This window comes from Erwinia sp. HDF1-3R, from assembly GCF_039621855.1.
GTDB lineage: Bacteria > Pseudomonadota > Gammaproteobacteria > Enterobacterales > Enterobacteriaceae > Erwinia.
This window is the reverse complement of record NZ_CP155071.1, coordinates 1516046-1536461: the sequence shown is the minus strand read 5'-3', so window position 1 is coordinate 1536461 and position 20416 is coordinate 1516046. Positions and strand designations below refer to the sequence as shown.

22 protein-coding genes are annotated in these 20416 nt (G+C 57.2%); 10 read left to right on the top strand and 12 right to left on the bottom strand.

Translation table 11 applies throughout. The annotated features are described in order from the left end of the window. The first annotated feature begins 1 nt into the window (after window position 1). The 7 genes from AAGR22_RS07070 to AAGR22_RS07040 all read left to right on the top strand — a co-directional run bounded on the left by AAGR22_RS07070 (window position 2) and on the right by AAGR22_RS07040 (window position 4576). Entirely contained in the window at window positions 2-610 is a 609-nt protein-coding gene (locus tag AAGR22_RS07070) for a type III secretion protein HrpD (protein WP_345831129.1), read from the top strand. Beyond that, complete coding sequence (sctL, locus tag AAGR22_RS07065) at window positions 576-1193, top strand: type III secretion system stator protein SctL (protein ID WP_345831128.1); 618 nt, start codon at window positions 576-578, stop codon at window positions 1191-1193. The genes AAGR22_RS07070 and sctL overlap by 35 nt, the downstream gene beginning before the upstream one ends. Before the next feature lie 126 nt (window positions 1194-1319). Continuing rightward, complete coding sequence (locus tag AAGR22_RS07060; RefSeq protein WP_345831127.1) at window positions 1320-1547, top strand: HrpF protein; 228 nt, start codon at window positions 1320-1322, stop codon at window positions 1545-1547. Next, window positions 1534-1929 carry a hypothetical protein gene (locus AAGR22_RS07055; RefSeq protein WP_345831126.1) on the top strand — a complete coding sequence of 132 codons (396 nt, stop codon included), beginning with the start codon at window positions 1534-1536 and terminating at the stop codon, window positions 1927-1929. Before AAGR22_RS07060 ends, AAGR22_RS07055 begins: the two co-directional genes overlap by 14 nt. 13 nt (window positions 1930-1942) lie before the next feature. Further along, the gene (gene sctC, locus AAGR22_RS07050; RefSeq protein WP_345831125.1) at window positions 1943-4051 is read left to right on the top strand and encodes a type III secretion system outer membrane ring subunit SctC; all 2109 of its coding nucleotides are present in this window, start codon (window positions 1943-1945) and stop codon (window positions 4049-4051) included. A gap of 19 nt (window positions 4052-4070) precedes the next feature. Next, the gene (gene hrpT / locus AAGR22_RS07045) at window positions 4071-4256 is read left to right on the top strand and encodes an HrpT family type III secretion system protein (protein WP_067705472.1); all 186 of its coding nucleotides are present in this window, start codon (window positions 4071-4073) and stop codon (window positions 4254-4256) included. Then, a complete protein-coding gene (locus AAGR22_RS07040; RefSeq protein ID WP_067705470.1) occupies window positions 4253-4576 on the top strand; it encodes a hypothetical protein in 324 nt (107 codons plus the stop codon). Before hrpT ends, AAGR22_RS07040 begins: the two co-directional genes overlap by 4 nt. A gap of 12 nt (window positions 4577-4588) precedes the next feature. Here AAGR22_RS07040 and sctU read toward each other — a convergent pair whose 3' ends face one another. The 11 genes from sctU to sctW are packed head-to-tail and all read right to left on the bottom strand — an operon-like array spanning window position 4589 to window position 15160. Then, a complete protein-coding gene (gene sctU / locus AAGR22_RS07035) occupies window positions 4589-5680 on the bottom strand; it encodes a type III secretion system export apparatus subunit SctU (protein WP_345831124.1) in 1092 nt (363 codons plus the stop codon). After that, complete coding sequence (gene sctT / locus AAGR22_RS07030; RefSeq protein ID WP_067705466.1) at window positions 5680-6483, bottom strand: type III secretion system export apparatus subunit SctT; 804 nt, start codon at window positions 6481-6483, stop codon at window positions 5680-5682. Before sctT ends, sctU begins: the two co-directional genes overlap by 1 nt. Window position 6484: 1 nt before the next feature. After that, window positions 6485-6745 carry a type III secretion system export apparatus subunit SctS gene (gene sctS / locus AAGR22_RS07025; RefSeq protein WP_067705464.1) on the bottom strand — a complete coding sequence of 87 codons (261 nt, stop codon included), beginning with the start codon at window positions 6743-6745 and terminating at the stop codon, window positions 6485-6487. 7 nt (window positions 6746-6752) lie between these two features. Then, window positions 6753-7406, bottom strand: a complete 654-nt coding sequence (gene sctR / locus AAGR22_RS07020) for a type III secretion system export apparatus subunit SctR (RefSeq protein WP_345831122.1) — start codon at window positions 7404-7406, stop codon at window positions 6753-6755. 6 nt (window positions 7407-7412) lie between these two features. Further along, entirely contained in the window at window positions 7413-8459 is a 1047-nt protein-coding gene (locus AAGR22_RS07015; protein ID WP_345831120.1) for a FliM/FliN family flagellar motor switch protein, read from the bottom strand. Continuing rightward, window positions 8456-9163 carry a type III secretion system HrpP C-terminal domain-containing protein gene (locus AAGR22_RS07010; RefSeq protein ID WP_345831118.1) on the bottom strand — a complete coding sequence of 236 codons (708 nt, stop codon included), beginning with the start codon at window positions 9161-9163 and terminating at the stop codon, window positions 8456-8458. The genes AAGR22_RS07015 and AAGR22_RS07010 overlap by 4 nt, the downstream gene beginning before the upstream one ends. Beyond that, the gene (locus AAGR22_RS07005; RefSeq protein ID WP_345831116.1) at window positions 9160-9621 is read right to left on the bottom strand and encodes a type III secretion protein; all 462 of its coding nucleotides are present in this window, start codon (window positions 9619-9621) and stop codon (window positions 9160-9162) included. The genes AAGR22_RS07010 and AAGR22_RS07005 overlap by 4 nt, the downstream gene beginning before the upstream one ends. Further along, the gene (sctN, locus tag AAGR22_RS07000) at window positions 9605-10978 is read right to left on the bottom strand and encodes a type III secretion system ATPase SctN (protein ID WP_345831560.1); all 1374 of its coding nucleotides are present in this window, start codon (window positions 10976-10978) and stop codon (window positions 9605-9607) included. Before sctN ends, AAGR22_RS07005 begins: the two co-directional genes overlap by 17 nt. Next, on the bottom strand, window positions 10972-11868 hold the full coding sequence (locus AAGR22_RS06995) for an FHA domain-containing protein (protein ID WP_345831114.1): 897 nt from the start codon (window positions 11866-11868) through the stop codon (window positions 10972-10974). The genes sctN and AAGR22_RS06995 overlap by 7 nt, the downstream gene beginning before the upstream one ends. 10 nt (window positions 11869-11878) lie before the next feature. Next, window positions 11879-13987: a type III secretion system export apparatus subunit SctV gene (gene sctV, locus AAGR22_RS06990; RefSeq protein WP_345831112.1), complete on the bottom strand. Its 2109-nt coding sequence runs from the start codon at window positions 13985-13987 to the stop codon at window positions 11879-11881. 12 nt (window positions 13988-13999) lie between these two features. Continuing rightward, window positions 14000-15160 carry a type III secretion system gatekeeper subunit SctW gene (sctW, locus tag AAGR22_RS06985; protein ID WP_345831110.1) on the bottom strand — a complete coding sequence of 387 codons (1161 nt, stop codon included), beginning with the start codon at window positions 15158-15160 and terminating at the stop codon, window positions 14000-14002. A gap of 298 nt (window positions 15161-15458) precedes the next feature. Between sctW and AAGR22_RS06980 the strand changes: the two genes are divergently transcribed. The 3 genes from AAGR22_RS06980 to AAGR22_RS06970 all read left to right on the top strand — a co-directional run bounded on the left by AAGR22_RS06980 (window position 15459) and on the right by AAGR22_RS06970 (window position 18354). Beyond that, on the top strand, window positions 15459-16001 hold the full coding sequence (locus tag AAGR22_RS06980) for an RNA polymerase sigma factor (protein WP_345831108.1): 543 nt from the start codon (window positions 15459-15461) through the stop codon (window positions 15999-16001). A gap of 198 nt (window positions 16002-16199) precedes the next feature. Further along, window positions 16200-17663: a PAS domain S-box protein gene (locus tag AAGR22_RS06975; protein ID WP_067705444.1), complete on the top strand. Its 1464-nt coding sequence runs from the start codon at window positions 16200-16202 to the stop codon at window positions 17661-17663. A gap of 49 nt (window positions 17664-17712) precedes the next feature. Beyond that, complete coding sequence (locus AAGR22_RS06970) at window positions 17713-18354, top strand: response regulator transcription factor (protein WP_067705443.1); 642 nt, start codon at window positions 17713-17715, stop codon at window positions 18352-18354. Between the two features lie 58 nt (window positions 18355-18412). Here the strand turns inward: AAGR22_RS06970 and AAGR22_RS06965 are convergent, their stop codons facing one another. Next, on the bottom strand, window positions 18413-19522 hold the full coding sequence (locus AAGR22_RS06965) for a hypothetical protein (protein ID WP_197473320.1): 1110 nt from the start codon (window positions 19520-19522) through the stop codon (window positions 18413-18415). Window positions 19523-20416: the final 894 nt, after the last annotated feature.

Here is a 20416-nt window from a genome sequence, read left to right as displayed (position 1 = left end):
GATGGAGGTGAGCGAACAGCAGGCTGAGCGCTGGCTGCAGTGGTGGCATCAGGGATACTGGCAGCAGGCGGATGAAAGCTGGCATATTAACGGCTTCTTTGCGCTGCCTGCCGCGCAGCAACAGGCACTGGCATGGCAGCATCCCCTGGCGGTCGCCGCCGGATTTGATATTCGCCCTGCCCTGCCCCCGGCCCCTCAGGAGCGGTTACTCGCGCTGGTAAGTCTGCCCGATGCCTGCTGGGCGCGTCTCCTGACGCTGCTGGCGGGCGTTTGCGCACCGCACCTGGCCCCTGATGAACTGAGCCCCGCCAACCGTATCTGGTGCAGACGCCTGACTAAGGCCCTGCGCTGTGAGAGCTGGCTGGGTGAGGACTGTTTTTACCCTTATACCACCGGTAGCCTGCTGTTACTGCATACGCTGTCGCCCGCCTGCTGGCCCCGGCTGCGGCTGCGGTTTCCGCGGGAATGGGTCAAACAGGTCAGCGAGTATCCTGTGCCTGACCTGCCTGAGTCCCGGCTGGCCGCCCTGTGGGATGCCGTAATCTGGCAAAGCCAGCAACCGGAGAAGATGATACATGTGGATCCGCAAGAAAATCCCCTTACTGAGTGACCCACGGCTGTTATCGGGTGGCATCATCACCCGGGAGGCTATTGCTGAACATCAGCAGGCGCTGTCGATCCTTGAGGCCGCTGAGCAACAGGCGCAGCAGCGGCTTAACGACGCCAGTCATCAGGCGGATCGGCTCAAGAGACAGATGCGTGAGCAGCACGAACAAGTGCTGGCTGAACAACTCGCTCAGCATCAGCAGGATTTTCTGCATCAGGCTGAACAATTTTTCGCTGAATGGCAGCAGCAGCAGGCGCAGTGGCAGGCAAACCTGTTGCCCAATGCGGAAGCCCTGCTGAGTCAGGCGCTGGCGCAGCTGATCGCCGAACTTCCCCCATCAGAGCGCGTCCAGGCCCTGTTGCAGCAGCTACTGAAAGCGCAGGGGCGCCCCGCTCCCGCCACCCTGCTGTGCGCCAGTGAACAACACCCGGCGGTTGAACGCTGGCTGGCGACCCGTCCCCAGCTTGAATGGCAGGTTAGCAGCGACGGCTCGCTGGCAGCGGACAGCATGATCCTTACCACGCCGCAGGGCGAACTCCACCTCAGCTGGGCGCAGATCTGCCCGGCCCTGATACCTGATACCTGATATCTGATACCAATACCCGGGCAACCTCTCCTGACCCTGGTATCCTGCCACTATTTTTTCGCCTCAGCGGAACCCTAAGCCGTTGCGCGCCACATAATCCAGGCACCCTTACAGGAGACCCCTATCATGAGCAGTAATGACCCGATCCAGCGCCGCTTAACCAGTCAGGTGGTTCACGCGCAAAAGGATATGTACCAGTATGCCAAGGAGAGTCAGGACCAGCCCTTTAATGCCGCCGACATATATGCTTTTCAGAATGAAATGCAGGATCTCTCCAATGCTAACTGGGCCAGTTCACAGTATACCCAGTACAAGCACGGCATCCGTAAGGCAATTATTGATGCCATCAACTGATGTTGCGGCACTGATTGAACACCGTTTTGAACAGACGAACGGTGAACTGGCGCTGTGGATTGATGATATGTCGGTCAGGCTACAGCGCCGTCCCGGTGGCTGGTTTTATCTTGCAGAGATCCCCCTGGCTCTTGAGGTTAATCAGCAGGTCCTTGACATGGCACTTCGGCTTACCCGCCCCGCGCTCGAGCATTTCGGCGAACGCACGGCAGCCTTGTGCCTTAACCCACAGAATGCGTCACTGAATTTACTTGTCCGTCTTAAAAACGATCGGACCGAAGATGCCGTCATCCTGCTGGAAAGCCTTTGTAACCAGTGTGAAGTCTGGCAGGAAACCCTGCTGAGTCTGTTAACGCGGCAGCGCACTGCAATGCCCGTATAATAAGGAGAGAAGCGTGCCCCGACCGCTGACGACTTTTTTGCCGTTTCGCCCGTTACTGTTAACGCTGGCGCTCGGCTTATCCGTAACACACAGCTATGCCAGTACGCCCGACGAATGGAAAGAGGGGGCCTACGCCTACTCTGCCGACAATACGCCGCTCAGCGTGATACTCCAGGATTTCGCCAGCAGTCATGGCGTGGATGCCAACGTGACCGGCCTGCCGGATACCTTTGTTACCGCACGCCTGCGTTCCGATAACGCCGAGGCCTTTCTGAACCGGCTGGCGCTGGAGTATCGCTTCCAGTGGTTTGTTTATAACAACACGCTTTACGTCAGCCCGCAGTCTGAGCAAACCTCACGCCGTCTTAAAATCAGCCCCGATGCCGCGCCAGACCTGAAACAGGCGCTGGAGGGCGTAGGCCTGCTTGAATCCCGCTTTGGCTGGGGCGAGCTGCCCGACGAGGGCGTGGTGCTGGTCACCGGTCCGCCGAAATATGTCGATATGATTGCCGAGTTCAGTAAAAAATCCGAGCCGGAAACCAGCGAAGATAAACAGATGATGGCATTCCCGCTGAAGTATGCCGACGTGGCTGACCGCACCATTAAATTTCGCGATCAGACGCTGGTGGTGCCCGGCGTGGCCACCATGCTGAATGAACTCCTTGGGCAAAACCGCGGCGGTACGGCCAGCGGCACCACCACCTCGCAGGATGGACGCGGCGGGAGCGATCCTTATCAGGCCATGCAGGAGCAAAGCCGTGGGATTATGGAGCAGATGATTGGCCGCAATACCCGCCTGGGCCGCAGCAACGCGCAGGACCAAAGTCAGGGTAAAGATCTACAGGGCAAAGTCTCCGCCGACGTGCGGAATAATACCCTGCTGGTGCGCGACAATAAAAAGCTGCACAGTGAGTATGCCGCCCTGGTGAAGATGATTGATGTGCCACAAAAGCTGGTTGAGATTGACGCGGTCATTGTCGATATCGATCGTAACGAGCTGGCGCGTCTCTCCTCAAGCTGGGGAGGACAGGCTGGCAACGTGGCCGGTGGGTCAAACATGCTTAATGGTTCGAGCACCCTGTTCGTCACCGATTTTAACCGCTTCTACGCGGATATTCAGGCACTGGAAGGAGAAGGCACCGCATCGATTATTGCTAACCCGTCCGTGCTGACGCTCGAAAATCAGCCTGCGGTTATTGATTTTAGCAACACCGCTTATATCACCGCAATTGGTGAGCGGGTAGCGGATATCCGCGAAGTGACCGCCGGGACCAGCCTGCGCGTTACGCCTCGCTCGATTGGCGATAACCCCGGTAAAGCGGCGGTACAGCTGGTGGTGGACGTTGAGGATGGCCGGCTGGACAAAAATCAGGACGGTAGCGCCCAGGGGACGGAAAATGGCGTCATCAGCACGCAGGCGCTGGTACAGGAAAAGCGTTCGCTGGTGATGGGCGGCTTTCATACCCGGCAGAGCGGGGATGATGAGCAGCGGATACCGATTTTGGGCCGGATCCCCTTTATCGGCAAACTGTTTACCTCAAATAATCACACCACCTCCCAGCGTGAGCGACTGTTTATTATTACGCCGCATCTGATTGGTGACCAGGTGGATCCTTCACGCTATGTGGACGCGGAAAACCGCGATCAGGTGAACGATACGCTACGGGATATCAATCGCCGTCATCAGTTTGGCGATATGAAACACACCATTGAGAGCGCGATGCAGGATCTGGCTGAAGACCGGCTGCCCGGCGGCTTACAGGCTAATCAAACCGGCCTGACGCTGAGTTCGCTGTGTAATATTCCGCTGACCTTTCGCAGCAGCGCGCGTCATCAGTGGTACGGCAATAGCTCAATGCAGATTGCCGTCGGCGTATTAACCAATACCAGCAGCGCGGAAGCGCGTTTCGACGAGTCGTCCTGCCGCAGCGATCGCACGCTTGCCGTGTCGGCATGGCCACACAGTAAGCTGAAACCTGGTGAGTCGACCGAGGTGTATGTCGCCTACGATACACAGATACCCGCCCGTCCGGCCCGGGTATCACTGCTCAAATCCAGCGACGGCTATATGCCTGCCGACTCCGCGCCTGTCCGTTCATCGGATCGCTTACTGTCGCGATAAAAGAGAGGGAGAGAAAAGTATGAAAAAGCCGCTGGGGATTCTGGCGCTGGTCACCTTATTATCGGCCTGCGCCCACCCGAAATTTGCTGGCTGTAACGATGTGTCCTGCAGGCCGGTCTCTGACGATCATGCAATGACCATCTGGTGGCAGCCGGATATGCGCAACGGGCCATTCGATTACTCCCGGGCATCGGTGAATGAATGACGCAGGTTGATAGCATAGCGGCCTTTATGCATGCCTGGCAGCAGGGTGAGGCCTGCTGCTGGGCCTTACAGCCCGGGAACGCGTTAATTTTTGCCCCCCTGCCCGCCCCCGTGCTGACGCTACGCATCCTGCCGGGTTCACGCCGTGACGACCTCGTGCGTCAGGTGTTAACCTGGCGCTTCCAGCATTCCGACCGCTACGAAGGGTGCTATATCAGTATGGATGCCGGGGGTGCCCTTAGCCTGATCTGTTTCCCCACTGACGATGATGACCCGCACGATCTCATTACCACACTCTGTTCGCTGGGGGATTTACGCTAGGCAGTAAGAAAATTAAACGTCATCCATCTCCAGCACCTCATCAAGCTCCTGATCCTCCAGCTCCCTGAGCAGCCGGTAAACCTGCGCCACGGCCTTCAGCGTTTCGCGAGGAATGTATTCGCCCTCTTTAACCGTGCGGAACAGCGTACGGGTCAGCCAGACAAAGCGGATAACCGGCATATTTCGCTGCTGCGCGTAAGCGATAATATCCTGCGCTTCGTAGCCCTCTGCCTTATAGAGCAGTCTCGGCAAGGGGGTTTCACCGGGGCGATAATAGAGTCCTACCGCGAAATGCGTCGGATTAATTAACACCATATCCGCCTCCTCGACCGCCACTTCTCGCCGTGCCGGTTTCGGCGCTTCATTAAGGATCTGCTGCGACATGGATTTACGGTGCCCCTTCATATGCGGGTCGCCTTCGCTCTGCTTGAATTCATTGCGGATATCCTCATGACTCATGCGCTGCTGCTTAAGAAAGAAGTACTTTTGCAGGCCGAAATCCAGCGAGCTCATCACCAGCAGCAGGGCCAGCGTTTCCCGGACAATTTTCATAAACAGCGCCAGAATGGACTGCCAGAAACCGTTGAGGTCGTCACTGTAAGCAAGCTGCGCCAGCGGGCCGAGATCGGGTTCGATCGCCAGATAGAACACCACGCCGATAGCCACTGACTTCAGCACGCTGGTGAGCAGCGAGGTGAATTTTTTGGCAGAAAACATGTTCTTCAGCTGGCCCACCGGATTGATGGCGTCAAACTTAGGCTTAATGGCCTCGGTCGCGAACAGCGGGCCAAACTGGATCCAGCCGCCAATAATACGCAGCAGGAAAATCAGCGCGCAGACAATGCCGCAGAAATAGAGCAGCACCATTAACCCGTCGGTGGCCACCTCCTCCATTGCATGACCAAAAGGATCGTTTAGCCGGGCAAGAGGCAGCATTATCATCGCCTCCAGCCGCGCCATGCCGCCCTGTACCAGCGCAAAAATCGTCTCCATAACGCCGATGCAGATCAGCAGCTTAGGGATATCCGGCGTCTGACCGACCTGGCCCTTTTTACGCGACTCCTTTAGCTTTTGCGGCGTTGCATTTTCGGTTTTTTCGGCCATTACCGCGTCACCCCGCGCAAAATCTGGCTCATCTGTGGAATGAGATCTTTGAGTTCAAACAGGCGTTCGCCTGCAACGTAGTTCAGGATCGGCAGATAAAGCACGAAAAACAGCATCCCCAGCAGGCATTTTGCCGGCATGGCCAGCACCGTCGCCTGGAGCTGAGGGCTGTAGATACTGAGGATGCCAATGCTAAAATCAACCAGCAGCAGCAGGGCCACCAGCGGACCCGCGTAGAGAACGATGTGCGTAAACACGCCCGCCAGCAGCGTCTGATACACCTTGAAACCCGCTTCGCCGGGAAAGGGGAGCCACTGCATCGCCGGCCACAGGCGGTAGCTGTCCCAGATAATTTGCGTCAGCGTTGACAGCCCTAAACCCAGTACCAGCAGCAGGATAACCGACTGCTGCATCAGTACCCCCAGCGGGGTGGCATCCGGGCCAAGCTGAGGATTAAGCTGTCCGCCCATTAACGCGCCGCGCTGGTTATCAAACAGCGCGCCGACCGATTCAAACAGCCAGAACGGCATCGCCATCAGCAGGCCGATCACCACGCCGATCGCTATCTCTTTCAGCGCCAGCGCGGCCAGCAGGAACAGGGAAGGATCCTCCAGCGCCAGCTGCTGTTGGATCATCGGCGAAGGGAACAGCGCCAGTGCCAGCACGATGGCCGATCGCAGGCCGCCCTTTATGACATTAAACGAGAAAACCGGCGATAGCAGCAGGCAGGGGAAAATGCGGGCCATGGCGAGCGTGATCGCAAGAATAAAGTGGTAGCCATCGTAGAGGACACTGTTCCACATATCAGTACTTCACGTAGGGCATCATGGCGAACGCGTTCTGCGTCAGCTCAATCAGCTGAATACCAATCCATCGCCCGCTCAGCGCCAGCGCCAGCCCCACCGCCACCAGTTTGATGGCGAAGGGCAGGGTCTGATCCTGAAGCTGCATCACGGCCTGGAGCAGCGAGACGATCACGCCAACAATGACTGCCACAATCAGCGGCGGCGCGGAGAGCACCACCACCAGCAGCATCGCCTGGCGAAACAGCGTTAGAATATCCATCTGTTCCTCACATATAGCTGTAGAACAGGCCGTCAAGCAGCCGTGTCCAGCCACTGACCAGCACGAACAACAGGATTTTTAGCGGCAGGGAGATGGTCATGGGTGACACCATCTGCATCCCCAGTGCCAGCAGGACGTTGGAGACAATCAGATCGACGACGATAAAGGGGATATAGATCAGAAAGCCAATCTTGAAGCCGTTCTGTAGCTCCGAAAGCACAAAGGAGGGAATTAACAATAGCGGGCTGTCGTGCTGCACGCTTTGTGCCATCTCTTTTGGCCACATGCGCTGCGCATTTTCCTGCAGATGCGTCAGAATATCGGCATCGGTGTTCTTCACCATAAATCGCTTCAACGGCTCCACGCCGTTGCTCACCGTATAATCCAGCCGTTCGGTCGACTGCGTATCAATCGGCAGTGCCTTAACCCGCTGACTCATCTCATTGAATACCGGTGCCATGACAAAGAGCGAGGCCGCCAGCGCAATGCCATAGATAGCCATATTTGGCGGTACCTGCTGGACCCCCATCGCGTTGCGGGTGAGCATCAGCACCATGGATATTTTTAAAAAACAGGTGCAGACAATCATCAGAATCGGTATCAGCGACAGTGCCCCAAGAAACAGGGCAAGCGTCATCGGGTTGAGCGAAAGTGAATCCATTGATTATCAAACGCTCCCGCACAGAGGGTCTTTGCTGGCGGGCAGCAGGTGGGTGATTTGCAGGCCCAGCCTGCCCTCTACGTCGACCAGCTCCCCCCTGGCCAGCGGATAGTCCCCGTGGCAGAGCAGCGCCTCGCCGGGCTTTACGTTATCAATCATCACCATCGCGCCGGGGCTGAGACGAGTCAGTTCACCCAGCGTCAGTTTCAGCTGGCCGCAGCGAACCGACAGAGCGAGTGGCAGAGGGGCAAAGTCTGTTGCCCCGCCGGTCGGTTCGGCGTCCCGGCTGGGATCCGCTGGGTTAAGATTCTCTTGCTCATACTCGTCATGGGTAAGGGTCACGTTACTTCTCTCCATCTCGGTAAGATAAAAATGGGCCATCGTGCCGGGCTGCAGCTGCAATTCGCCCTGCAGCTGCCAGCCAGCGCTGCGAATCGTTCCCCGCCCCTCTGGGGTGAAGTGGAGCGTCTCAGGCAGCAATACATCCCCGCAGCGCAGGGACTGTAGCCCGGCAGGCGACAGCACTAATTCGCCGACGGTAATCGGCAGGCTAAGCATCATGCTATCCGGTAAAGGTTGCGCGTCCTGCTGCCATCCGGTTTTATTAATAAGGTGTTCCAGGCTCGCGGTGCTGAGCGCCAGCAGGCTTTCAGCCTGCTGTTCCCCCCGCACCAGCGTTAACGTCAGCAGCATGTCAGCGGGTTCGGCAACAGACTGCGTAAGAGATAAGTGGACGAACAGCGCAAGAAGTTCGGCAGAAAGTTGCTGTTGCCACCACGGCCAGTACCAGGCCTGCTCGGGCGCTTCCGGCTCAAGGGCAAATAGCGGACAGGTGGACATCAGCGAACAGACCGCCTCCGCGTCGGAAAACTGTAGCGAACCCGCGTCACAGACCCAGTGGCTCATCCCTTCGGGACAAGGCATATTCGCCAGCGTCAGCCGCATTACGCCGGGCTGGCCTGCCAGCGTAAAAGGCCATGAACAGCCCGCACCGATGCGCTGCCGCAGACGGGCATGTTGCGCAGAGACCTGCCGTAATGACAGGGCCGTCATGCTTCAATCGCCTGATAGTCATCGGGCTGACGACGCTCAACGCGCAGTCGCACCCGGCAGGCCATGCGCTGGCGAAGCGAGAGGCGACACCGTTCCTGATGAGGCAGCAGCGCCTGCCAGGCCCCGGACTCGAGGCGCAGCGCGATATCCCAGCCGCCACCGGGCAGCGCGGCCATCTGCGCGTCAACGTTGCCAAGCTTCGGCAGCATCAGGGTCAGCATCATCTCACCCGGCGGGATCCCGGTTAGCGACGAAGCCAGCGCCGGTTCAATCTCCTGCCACAGGGCCATCGCAGGCGGAGCAGACGGCGTTGCCGTCTCCGCCATCGGGGTAAAATTCTGCTGCGGATCCGAACCGCCCCCGTTGAGCGTCAGTAAAGGCATCATCACATCGTCACCCTTTTCCAGCAGGGCGCTAAACAGATCGTCTTCCTCCTCTGAAGGCCGCCTGAACTCGCTACGCGAGGCAGGCCGACCCGATGCGGCACGCTCCTGACTACGGCTGGCAGGCGACGGGGCGCCGCGCTTCTGCCCAGCGGCAGGCTCCGGCAGTCGCGCGGCTCGCGCATCCGGCCGCGCGGTTCTTCCCGCCGGGGCCGGATGCACCTGCGCTCGTCGCTGATTTTCACGCTGCTGTTGCGCCTGGCGCTCAGAGGCCTGACGAAGCTGATGCGCAATGGCCGATTGTGAAAGAGTACGGATCATGCAAACCTCTCCTGCTGTAGCAAATATTCCAGCTTTTCTACTTCCCGCAGGCGACGCCGCGTCTCCTGCTGGGCCTGCTCCACCTTTACCTGCTGCTCGCCGTGCTGCTGCGCCAGCTGGTCAATATTCATCCGCTCCCTACCCACCCGCTCTGCCGCCTGCTGCTCCTGCTGTAGCGCACGTTCCAGCCGAAATTTTTCCTGGCGTACACCGCAGTTCTGCCCGTCAAATGCCCGACGCACCTGCTGGTAATCCTGCTGCCGCCCGGCCAGCCGCTCGTCGGCCTCGGCCTTTTTATCGATCAGGGTACGAAGCGTCCTCTCCTGCTCACGCTGCTGACGCTCGCTGCGGCTCAGGCGCTGCCGCCGGATGGGCAGCAGCAGATTAAGGGTATGCTGTAGCTCGACCGCCGAGGGGTCGGTGGTCAGTTCGGGTTCGGGATTAGCGTGGCGGCGCATGACGGCTTACCTCGGCAAGTTGAGAACAGGTGAGATCGAAGCTGGAGGGATCGCGCATCGGCTGCTGGAGATAACCGTTTATCGCATCCTGAGCCTGCACTGCCGCATCGGTCAGGCTGTCGTTACCCGGCTGGTATTCGCCGAGGCGGATCAGCATTTCTACCTGCTGCCAGGCGGCCATCAGACGACGCACGTCGGTCGCCTCGCTCACCTGCTGCCGCGCCACCACGCTGCTCATGGTTCGACTCAGGCTGGCCAGCACGTCAATCGCAGGATAGTGGCCGCGCTCCGCCAGCTTACGGGTGAGCACGATATGCCCGTCAATCAGCGATCGCACCTCGTCGGCCACCGGATCGTTCATTGAGTCCTGTTCGATCAGCACCGAATAAAGGGCCGTAATTGCACCGGTGGCGGTCTGCCCGGCGCGCTCAAGCAGCGTTGGCAGCAGGGTATAGACCGAAGGCGGCAGGCCACCGCGACCGGGCGGTTCGCCCAGCGCCAGACCGATTTCTCGCTGGGCGCGGGCAAAACGCGTCAGGGAATCGAGGATCAGCAACACACTTTTCCCCTCGTCACGAAAGGCTTCCGCAATGGCGGTGGCGGTAAAGGCCGCCCGTGCGCGCTCCATGCTGCTGCGGTCTGAGGTGGCGCACAGCAGCACGGTGCGGCTGCGCAGTTCGCTGTCCAGCTCGTGGTCAAGAAACTCGCGCAGTTCACGACCGCGTTCACCAATCAGGCCAAAAATAATCACATCACAGGGCGTATTGCGCGCCAGCTCCGCCAGCAATGTGGTTTTACCACAGCCTGCGCCGGCGAAAATCCCCACGCGCTGCCCGACCCCCAGCGTCAGCAGGCCATCAATGGCCCGCATACCGGTCGGCAGCGGCGTATCAATGCGGGGGCGTTCGGTGGGCGGAGGCGCATCACCCAGTACGGGTTTGATCCCGTCACGGTAGCCCTCTTCCGGCTCGGCAAAGGCGCTGATGCCGCCCTGCTCGACGGCACGACCGAAACCATCCAGCACGCTGCCTAACAGCTGCGTTGAGACGCGAATACTGTGGGGCTGATAGAGCGGCGTCACTCTCGCGCCCTGGGCGATGCCATCCAGCTGACCCAGCGCGGAAAGCAGGGTGTGCTGCGGGTTAAAGCCGACCACCTCGGCCAGTACGCGACGGTTATTTTTGCCCTCAATGCGGCACAGGTCGCCAATCCGTGCGCCGGGCAGGCTGCTTTCAAGCAGAATGCCGCTGATGCCCGTAATGCGACCAAAGACGCTAACCGGCGCAAAGTTTGCCAGTCGCTGCTGATGTCGCTGCGTCCAGTCGCGGATGAGCCCGTTGACGTCCAGCCTCACCAGTTCACCTTGATATGCTCACTGCCGGCGAATTCAACTTCACTGGAGGTAATGGCCACCAGTCGCAGATCCTTGACCTGATCGCCAATAAACAGGCGCTGTCCGGCGTCGGTCACCACGTTCGCCCGTTTGCCGGTGGTTATCTGCACAATGCGGAACGGCAGTTTGGCGCTGCGCAGGCGGGTGGTATTGACCAGTTTTGGCACCACGTTGTACTGCGCCTCAAAGCGCACCAGCATTCTTTCCAGGATCTGCAGCTGCTCTTTGTTTAACTCTCCCTTCAGAATCATCGTGCCTTTGCCCATATCGATTTTAACGCCGGGCGTCAGTCCACGATCGCGCAGCATCGCCACCAGCGGCGGGCGAACTTCCTGCAATGTCTCCAGCACCTTACGGTTTGAGCCGCCGGTAGAGGTTTGCGCCACGGTGGGCTGTAGGATCCAGCTAATAATGGTAAAGCTCAGCAGCAGGATCAGGCTGATGGAGAGCACCTGAACCCCGCGCGAGAAGGTCGGTGACGCTACGGGTGGCGCCTCTGGGGGGGCAGGTTGTGCTACCGATTGTGCTACCGGCTGAGGCGCCGCGGTCATGGCTTCCCACGGGCTGTTCGCGGGTGAGAGGCTGAGCCAGACCTCCCCCAGTGCGAACGGCTGGTCAACAGGAAGAGGATCCAGCAGGTCGATATTCTCTCCGGCTGCGGTACGCACCTTGCCTTCCACTGCCTGCAGCAGCCAGCGATCCTCCGCAAAAATCAGCGTCGCATGTCGTGCGGCCACCCCCGCATCCGTCAGTTGCAGACCGGCGTCCTCACTCTGTCCCAGGGTCCATTCTCCCCCGGTGACGGGAAGTGCCGCCCCCTGGTGACGGCCTGTTAACACGCGTAGCTCAAACATTTTTCAGCTCCTAAGCATCAAAGGACTCGGCTGAATCGTCCAGGTCCAGGCGACCCACCACATTAATCGACAGGTTTGATTGCAGCTCGGCGAAAGACAGCACCGGCACCTGATGAAATTCATCCTGAATCAGACCGCGTAGCGGACTGCGCAAATCCTGTGCGACCAGCAGCACGGCGGAGGCGGCATTTCCCGGCGCAAAAGCGTTATGCATCTGGGCGAGAATGGCCATATTCTGCTCCTGCGTCAGGGCGAAAAAGACTTCGCTCTGGGTCTGGCGCAGCGCGTCACGCAGCTGCTCCTCCATTTCCGGCGTAAGCAGCCAGACGTGCAGGCCATCCTCCTGGCTGTACTGGTAGCAGATGTGCTCTTTTAATGAGATGCGGACCAGATCGGTAAGCAGGCTGATATCACGCTCATGCTGACCATGTTCGATCAGCGCCTCCGCAATCGCCCGCACCGAGCGCAGCGGAATACGTTCAGAAACCAGGTTTTGCAGCACGTTAGAGAAACGGGCGATGGGCATAACGCGCTGTAGCTCCTGTGCCAGCTCTGGCTGCTCCGTCTCCAGCCAGCCCATCAGCGCCCGCGTCTCCTGTAGTCCAATAAAATGCGGTGCGCTGGCGTGGATGGCATTCTCCATCCGCTTCATCAGCAGATCGTGAAAGCCCCAACGGGCCGGTTCGTCACTCTGCAACAGGGGATGGTCGGGCGGCAGCCACAGCAGGTCGCCCTCCCGCCGGGCATCGCTGCCGGGGACTACCCCCTCCTCCTCTGCCAGCCTCTCATGCTCTTTACGGCTCACCGCCAGCAGGGGCACCCGAAACGTGCCGATCACCCGGGGAATTTCATACACGGAATAGCGGAATTCATCGGCAGGCAGCTGATCCTGAAACTCAATATCAAACGCAGGCAGCGTAAAGCCGTAGTTATAAACAATGCTGTTGCGCATCCGGCGAATGGCCTGGACCAGCTCCAGCGTCTCTGCCGTCCCGCGCGCGGCGCTGGGGAACTGCAGAAGATAGGGCCGGGTGGGATTAAACTGGCGCAGATCCTCGGTGCCGTTAAGTTCGGGCGGCACCACCTCGTTCTCCATCTGCGGCTGGTTTGAAACCAGCTCGCGCCGCGCCCGCCACACCTGAAAGCTGCCGGTCGCCAGCGTCAATACCGACAGCACCACGAATACGCCGGTGGGCATACCCGGCAGCAGCGCAAACCCGAACATGCCGATGGAGGAGAGGATCCAGGCTTTCGGCTGGCTGGTAAGCTGCTCGGCTATCTCACGGCCAATATTGTTATCGACGCTGTTATCACTGTCCGATGAGACACGCGTGATAATCATCCCGGCGGTCAGCGAGATAAGCAGCGCCGGGATCTGCGCGATCAGGCCGTCACCCACGGTCAGTACGGAGTAGGTCTGCATGGCATCGCCCGCTGGCATTCCCAGCTGCATTACGCCAATGCTGAAGCCACCAATCAGGTTGATAAACAGAATAACCAGCCCGGCAATCGCATCCCCTTTAACAAACTTCATTGCCCCGTCCATTGCGCCAAACAGCTGGCTCTCCTTGGCCAGATCCACCCTGCGGCGTTTAGCGGTACCGACGTCAATCAGACCGGCACGCAGATCGCTGTCGATCGACATCTGCTTGCCCGGCATCGCATCCAGGGTAAAACGCGCGGCAACCTCGGCCACCCTATCTGACCCCTTGGTGATAACCAGAAAGTTCACCACGGTGAGGATTAAAAACATCACCATGCCCACGGCCAGGTTACCGCCGACCACAAAGGTTCCGAACGCCGCCACGATATGACCCGCATCCTGCTGTACCAGGATCTGACGGGTGGTGGAGATCGACAGCGCCAGGCGGAACATGGTGGTCAGCAGCAGCACAGCCGGGAAACTTGAAAAGGCCAGCGGTCGGGGCAGGTACATCGCCAGCACCACCAGCAGAGAAGAAATACAGATATTGACGGCAATCAGGGTATCAATCAGCCCCAGCGGCAGCGGAATGATCAGCATGAAAACAATGGCCATCGCAAACATGGCGCCAATGATTTCAGAACGCTGCATCGCGGCCAGGGCAATGCGATTTAATATTAAAAAGATGCCGTTCATCGCTTTCCCCTGCTAGCCTTTCGCCGCTGCATTATTTTCGTTGTTCACCAGAACCCTGATCGTATCGCGCAGCATATTCATCGCGGGCGAGCGTTGTTTACGGTCCTGCCACAGCATGACGGGCATCTCGTGCACCAGTGGCAGCAGGCCGTTGAAGAACAGCATCTGGGCCGCCGGATGCGTACCTGCATAGTCCTTACCTATTTTTTGGATATCCCGCCCCGTCACTCCGTTATGAGCAAAGCCGAGCAGGCTGCGGGTCAAATCAATGGCGCCCAGCGACGCGGAAGGGATTTTCCCCCCCGCGCGCAGCCGTTCGAGGAGCTTACCGCTGCCCGCGAGGACATGGCTTATCTGTCCGGCCTCGCTGAGGCCCGTGTGGATTTTGTGCAGCGACTGGGAGGAAAGTGAGGGCGTCAGCGAGGCGATATCCTCGGACAGCGCCCGCTGAAGCGTACGGAGCCCCGGCATAAACTGCTCGTGGCCAAAACGTTCCAGCAGGCTGTCGAGGATCACCGAAGCCGACTGGTGTTTCACAATGCCGCGATAATAGAGGTTACGCATCGACTGCTTTTCGGTGGGGTCGGTAGTAAAGCTGGCGATGGCGGACGCGGTATTCAGACCGGCTCTGACCTCATCGCCGTAGCGGGCATGCAGCTTATCCAGACTGCTGCTGGCGGCGGCGGCGGTCTGATGGTCACCGGCCCGATCGGCCTCGCGCAGGGTCATCCGCAGCAGCAGGTCACAGCGGGCCGGATCCCCTTCCGCTGCCTCGACCAGCGCACTCGCTTCCGGCTCCCCTTCGCCGCGTAACACGCTGCTCAGCGCGCTCAGGCGCGTCTCCAGCCGATCCTGCTGCTGGCCATCGAGCATTTGATAAAGCTCACCCAGCCGCTCAATACGCTCTACGGCACCGCGATTACTGCGCAGGTGCGCCGTATTAATCTGACGGCGCGCCAGTCCTTTGCTCCTTTTCTCCATCTTCTCGCTGAACAACATACCAATCTCTTCCAGCGAGTCTGACAGGGAATCCGCTGCCGACCGGGTATTCACCGCTCGCGTCTGCGTATTCGCCCCAGCCACGGCACTCGTAGCCGCGGACGGGGTATCCTGTTTCAGCAGCATTTTAGACAGTGCCTGCTGAGAATGAAAAGTGGACTGGATTTTGATCATGGCAAACTCAATGTGGTGAACACGATGCCATTACGTGGTCGAAAATGACCATAAGTTCCCAACCGCGTTAACCCTTCCCTGCAAAAAAAATAAGTCTTTTCGGGGGAAACTTTACCCGCGCGTTATTAGTGAAAATTATGGCACAGGTATTTTCCCCGAAAGTAAGACTTTTGTCTCAGATAATTCTTAAGCAAAGAGCCCCGTGTAGCAATAATAAGGCCTGAGCAAAATCTACCGGTCTGGCACACTCCTTGCAGTGTCTATTGAAACCCGTATTCATTATTTCAGGAGTGATGCAATGTTAGCGACCTCAATAGCCGAAGTGTCATATACGTCTGAAGCACCCATGCCCGTTTTATGGCAGGATATTCTTTGCCAGCAGAATCGCAAGCTGATTAACTTTATTCGCAAGCGCGTATCCAACCGCGAAGACGTTGAGGATATTGCCCAGATGACCTGCGTGGAAGTGCTGCGCAACAGCCATAAGTTTCTCGGCGCATCGCGCCCTGAGACGTGGTTGTTTGGTATTGCCGCCAACCTCATCCGCAACTACTATAAAACGCATCAGAATCGTTTTTTGTTCGACAGCCTGAATGAAGATAATGTGATTGAGCTGGTCCAGGAGTGCGACCCAAGTGATATTATTGCCAACGATCAGCTACTTAACGTGATGGCGACCTCCATTGATAAACTCCCTGCGGATACCCGTGAAATGCTCTCGATCCTGGTCGAGCGCAATGGCAGCTACCAGGATGTCGCCACGTCGCTCGATATCCCGCTCGGCACGGTGAAATCGCGTCTGTCACGCGTTCGTGAGACGCTTAAAAGCACAATAAGCTGACTAAAGCTAACTTTTTAGCGGCAATATGGGAGGGAAGTTTTATATTTGGCGCTGGGTCAATATTCAGATCATTTCAGGTAGTCACTGTAGTAAATATTTGTTGTAATTAGTCTCTCAGGTGTAGAATCTTAGTTAATGTAACTGAGTGGTAATAGTTATGCCTGAATTTTCTTTTCTATTTGTCATACAGAGAGAGCCATGCTTTCATCTGAAATATTCAGTCTCAACGTGAGCAAAATTTCGCTTGATGCGCGGGCTATCCTGCCCGACTTTGCGCTTGACAAAGTGAATGACGCTATTTATTTAGTCGGCCAGGACTCCAGGCTGGTATATATCAATAATAAAGCCTGCGAAATGTTAGGTTATAAATATCAGGAGCTGATACGTTTAAGCTATTCCGACGTTGAGGGCGAACTCCAGGATCCCGATGTCGCCGCGCTATGGTGGAAACTGAGTTTGCGTCCTGAAGGTATCCGCTTCACGTCTCAACACCGGATGAAAAACGGTGAGATTATCCCGGTTGAGGTCAGCTCCAGCGTGTATGAGCATCAGGGGCAAAACCTGGTACTCTGCGTGGTACGCGATGTTCGTGAACTCAGGCAGCGGACCGAGCGCTATCTGCAACAGGAGCAGCAGTTTCGCTCGCTGGTGGAAAACTCACCGGATCTGATTGCGCGTTTTGATACCCAGATGCGCTGTCAGTATGCCAACCCGCTGGTGCTTGAACTGACCGGCTGTAGTGAAGAGCGTGCGCGCGGGTGGCGTCTGACAGATTCCATTCCCTTCGATGAGGTGGGAATGCGCCTGTTCCGTCTGGTATCGAACACGCTGGCCAGTGGAGAAAAGAGCGAGGCCGAGCTGGAAGCCCACTACGGTAAACGCTCGATGGTCCTTCACGTTCGCTGCGTGCCGGAATACGATCTTAAGGGCGATATCGTGTCAGTTTTAGCTGTGGGTCGCGACATCAGCCGCCTGCGCGAAGTCGAAAATGAAGTGCGGGCCGCGCACTATCAGCTGCGACTGCTGGCCAGTAAGCAGCAGCAGCAGTCCGAGGATGAGCGTAAACATCTGGCACGCGAAATCCATGATGAGCTGGGTCAGCACCTGACCAGCCTGCGGGCTGGCCTGTCGCTGATTGGCATGCAGGCCAGCAGCCCGTCACAGGTGACGCAGCAGGTAGACTATCTGATGACGCTCATCGACAGCACTATTCAGGTGGTACGCGACGTCTCCACACGCCTGCGGCCAAATATGCTGAACATGGGGCTGGTGCCCGCGCTGGAGTGGCTGCGCGACGAGTTTGTAAAAACCAGCGGCTGTAGCTGCATGCTGCTCGTTCCGGAAACGAAACCGGTCACGCTGTGCGATCGCGCAGTAACGACAATATTTCGCGTTGTCCAGGAGTCGCTAACCAATATATCCCGACATGCCCAGGCCAGTAAGGTATCCATTATTGTGCAGGCTTCGCGCGACGCGCTGCTTATTCAGATCCGCGATAATGGTCGGGGTTTCCAGATGCAATCCGTGCGTAGGGATGCTTTTGGCCTGCTGGGCATTCAGGAACGGATGGATATGCTTGATGGTCAGGTCACTATCAATAGCCAGCCCGGTGAAGGCACCCAGCTGGAATTGACCCTCCCTCTGCCGGCAAAAAAGCCGTGATCGCCGGCTGCGCCGGGCTTAATAAGGCAGTATCGACGAGGGAAACCGAATGAATGACGTGATACGACTGGTCATTGCCGATGACCACGCGCTGATGCGTGAAGGATTAAAGCAAATTTTTGCTCTGGATAAGCGTCTTTCCGTAGTGGGTGAAGCGGGAGATGGCGGTCAGGTACTTGAGCGGCTGCGCCTCGGCGGGCTGGATCTGCTGCTGCTGGATATTTCTATGCCCGGCATCAGCGGTGAGGAACTGATCAAACGCATTCACCTGCAATACGAAAACCTGCCGATCCTGGTGCTCAGTATGTTTAATGAGCCGCAGATCGCCCGCCGGGTTTTGAACTGTGGCGCACTGGGCTATATCACTAAGGATAAAAATCCCGATGCGCTGCTGACCGCGATCCGCAGCGTGGCGGGAGGATCGCGTTATATCGATCACGACCTCGCACAGGAGATCGTTTTTGCTGAATACCAGAACGGTAACCGGGCGCTACACGAGACGCTGACCACCCGCGAACGGCAAATTCTGATGCTGCTGGCACACGGTGAGACGATCAACGCCATCGCCCAGACGCTTTCAATCAGCAATAAAACGGTCAGTACCTATAAGTCACGCATGATGGACAAAATGCAGTTCAGCAGCAACGCCGATATTGTGAAGTACGCGATAAGCCATCATCTTGTGCAGTAAATTCAGTCTGGCGGCTCGCTGCCGCAATGCATACTCTCCCTTGCCCCGTGCGTGATCCTCAGGATGGCGGTAGCCTGTCGTCCTGCTCTCGCTTTTCATCGGTGGGGCTGGCTGGCGCGACCGGGGCTATTGCATCATAGCGGCGGCGCATCCGCTTACTGACCAGGAATACCGGCGTTGCCATAAACAGTAAAAGGCTACCGGCCATCCCGCAGACCAGCAGGCTGATACTGCCCGTCCAGCCCTTGCCAGCCGTGACGCCCGCCACAACCAGCGATAAAATAAAGCAGAAGGAGAGCGTCAGGCTGACCGGCCAGATATTGGTGATATCCATATCGCTCAGCGCCATTTTCACCGGTTTAATCGCCTGTCTTGCCGCTTCCTGCTCGGCGCGCATCCGCTCTTTTACGGCAAGCAGATCAACACAGGGCGCAATAAAATCCTCAGCCGCCACCGGCGTGTACAGCTCGTCAAACACTCTGCTGACCGGCGGGAATAGCAGCGACCAGCTGCCGGTATGCACACCGTAGGCGGTCAGTGCAGGAAGCGTTATCCGCGGCCATATTACGGGCTGCAAATAGCGATCGTTTAGCACGATCCAGCTTTGGCGCGTTTCCCCCCGCGTGACGTGGTACAGGCGGAACCGGTCGGCCGGGGGGTAGTTCAGGTTACTGACGCGGGCAGTAATAAAGGGAATATTATGCTGGCGACAGTAGTTTACCCGTCCCTGCCCCTGCGCCGCCAGCAGGACGCCTAACGCAGGTAAAAAGTAGAACGAGGTACCACTGGCGGCAAAAGGGCTCTCCAGATGCTCTTTCAGGCGCGCTTCGCTGTTGGCGCTAAGATGTTCAGGCCACCAGCGCCAGCTGCGGCCGATAACGCGCTCGGTTGGCACCTGGAATATTCCAAGGGATTCTGTTTCCGCAGGCAGGCGCGCAAAGGGGAATATTTTGCTAAAAAAGGTCAGCGCATCATCCGGTCCGTTCCATTCGCCGCTTGCCTCAAGACCGTGCAGATTCGCGGTCAAATCCCCCCAGCCGTTTTTACCCAACATATCTATCTGATATTTGGTATCAGCCAGACGTTTACCCAACCGGAGGATGGCCTGCGGAATACCGTCCAGCGCCAGTTCCGGCACCGGCGCTGCATTATTTTCTTCATGTTCCATACTGCGTATCCCCAAAGGCAACGGCCCAAACAAGATTCAAGCGACAAAGGGTTATACCGCTAAGGTAATACAGCGATAAATAAGTAACTGGGTGTTGGATGGCGTACGCCTAAATGTGGCAAGTATTCAATATAAGACAATGATTTCAAACGGCAGTGAATTTGACTTTAGTCAAAAAAATCAAAGCTTTTCAAGGTGATAGTATACTTATGAAGTGTTATTCAGTGCAATAGCGCCTGCGGTTTTCCTGCCTGACGATCCACTTCTCCCTGCCTGTAGTTCGCTGTTTTTTGCCCTGGCCGAGCGTATTAATTCGTTTAAATTTAAGCGTTAAATCTCCTTCATCGGGGCGACGCCGCAGGATTACCCTGCCGCTAAAATTCGGATTTTAGCCGCTAAAAAAATTATCCCTAAGTCGGATGCGCCAAAGAATAACGCCAGTCGGCTCGACCATTGCTGTCACTCATTTGCATCAGGTCATCTCGTTCCCGCTGGGATACAGGCAATTGACGACGCACTCACAGTAAAGTGGCAATAACTTTGACCTTCGACATAAAATTGCGATAAATTACGAGCGTAAATGTAACTAATTAATTCTATCAGAATCAATATATGTCATTATGGTTTAACATTTACATGCGCTTACTGCGGCTGGGTTATCCACCAGGGTGACGAAATCATTGATAACATTAAATCTAATTTTTATTAAACGCTTGCGACCCTTAATGCAACAATTAAACAACAACACACCTGCCCATGACACCATTAAGCGTAATAATTTCCAATTTGTGCCTTAATCGACAGCTAAAACAACCAAATAGTTATAGCCGCCCGCCGCGATATAAATAATTCTTACATCGGATAATGGGGATCGGTATGACGGAAGGAGACGCC

What these genes read in the sequence shown, in the direction of transcription:
- AAGR22_RS06970 (WP_067705443.1), top strand. Translation starts at nt 17,713, where the DNA reads ATGAATGACGTGATACGACTGGTCATTGCCGATGACCACGCGCTGATG.
- AAGR22_RS07005 (WP_345831116.1), bottom strand. Translation starts at nt 9,621, where the DNA reads ATGCGCCGCCACGCTAATCCCGAACCCGAACTGACCACCGACCCCTCG.
- AAGR22_RS07010 (WP_345831118.1), bottom strand. Translation starts at nt 9,163, where the DNA reads ATGATCCGTACTCTTTCACAATCGGCCATTGCGCATCAGCTTCGTCAG.
- hrpT (WP_067705472.1), top strand. Translation starts at nt 4,071, where the DNA reads ATGAAAAAGCCGCTGGGGATTCTGGCGCTGGTCACCTTATTATCGGCC.
- AAGR22_RS06980 (WP_345831108.1), top strand. Translation starts at nt 15,459, where the DNA reads ATGTTAGCGACCTCAATAGCCGAAGTGTCATATACGTCTGAAGCACCC.
- AAGR22_RS07015 (WP_345831120.1), bottom strand. Translation starts at nt 8,459, where the DNA reads ATGACGGCCCTGTCATTACGGCAGGTCTCTGCGCAACATGCCCGTCTG.
- sctT (WP_067705466.1), bottom strand. Translation starts at nt 6,483, where the DNA reads ATGTGGAACAGTGTCCTCTACGATGGCTACCACTTTATTCTTGCGATC.
- sctU (WP_345831124.1), bottom strand. Translation starts at nt 5,680, where the DNA reads ATGGCCGAAAAAACCGAAAATGCAACGCCGCAAAAGCTAAAGGAGTCG.
- sctV (WP_345831112.1), bottom strand. Translation starts at nt 13,987, where the DNA reads ATGAACGGCATCTTTTTAATATTAAATCGCATTGCCCTGGCCGCGATG.
- AAGR22_RS07060 (WP_345831127.1), top strand. Translation starts at nt 1,320, where the DNA reads ATGAGCAGTAATGACCCGATCCAGCGCCGCTTAACCAGTCAGGTGGTT.
- AAGR22_RS07055 (WP_345831126.1), top strand. Translation starts at nt 1,534, where the DNA reads ATGCCATCAACTGATGTTGCGGCACTGATTGAACACCGTTTTGAACAG.
- AAGR22_RS06965 (WP_197473320.1), bottom strand. Translation starts at nt 19,522, where the DNA reads ATGGAACATGAAGAAAATAATGCAGCGCCGGTGCCGGAACTGGCGCTG.
- sctL (WP_345831128.1), top strand. Translation starts at nt 576, where the DNA reads ATGTGGATCCGCAAGAAAATCCCCTTACTGAGTGACCCACGGCTGTTA.
- AAGR22_RS06975 (WP_067705444.1), top strand. Translation starts at nt 16,200, where the DNA reads ATGCTTTCATCTGAAATATTCAGTCTCAACGTGAGCAAAATTTCGCTT.
- AAGR22_RS07070 (WP_345831129.1), top strand. Translation starts at nt 2, where the DNA reads ATGGAGGTGAGCGAACAGCAGGCTGAGCGCTGGCTGCAGTGGTGGCAT.
- AAGR22_RS06995 (WP_345831114.1), bottom strand. Translation starts at nt 11,868, where the DNA reads ATGTTTGAGCTACGCGTGTTAACAGGCCGTCACCAGGGGGCGGCACTT.
- sctS (WP_067705464.1), bottom strand. Translation starts at nt 6,745, where the DNA reads ATGGATATTCTAACGCTGTTTCGCCAGGCGATGCTGCTGGTGGTGGTG.
- sctR (WP_345831122.1), bottom strand. Translation starts at nt 7,406, where the DNA reads ATGGATTCACTTTCGCTCAACCCGATGACGCTTGCCCTGTTTCTTGGG.
- sctW (WP_345831110.1), bottom strand. Translation starts at nt 15,160, where the DNA reads ATGATCAAAATCCAGTCCACTTTTCATTCTCAGCAGGCACTGTCTAAA.
- AAGR22_RS07040 (WP_067705470.1), top strand. Translation starts at nt 4,253, where the DNA reads ATGACGCAGGTTGATAGCATAGCGGCCTTTATGCATGCCTGGCAGCAG.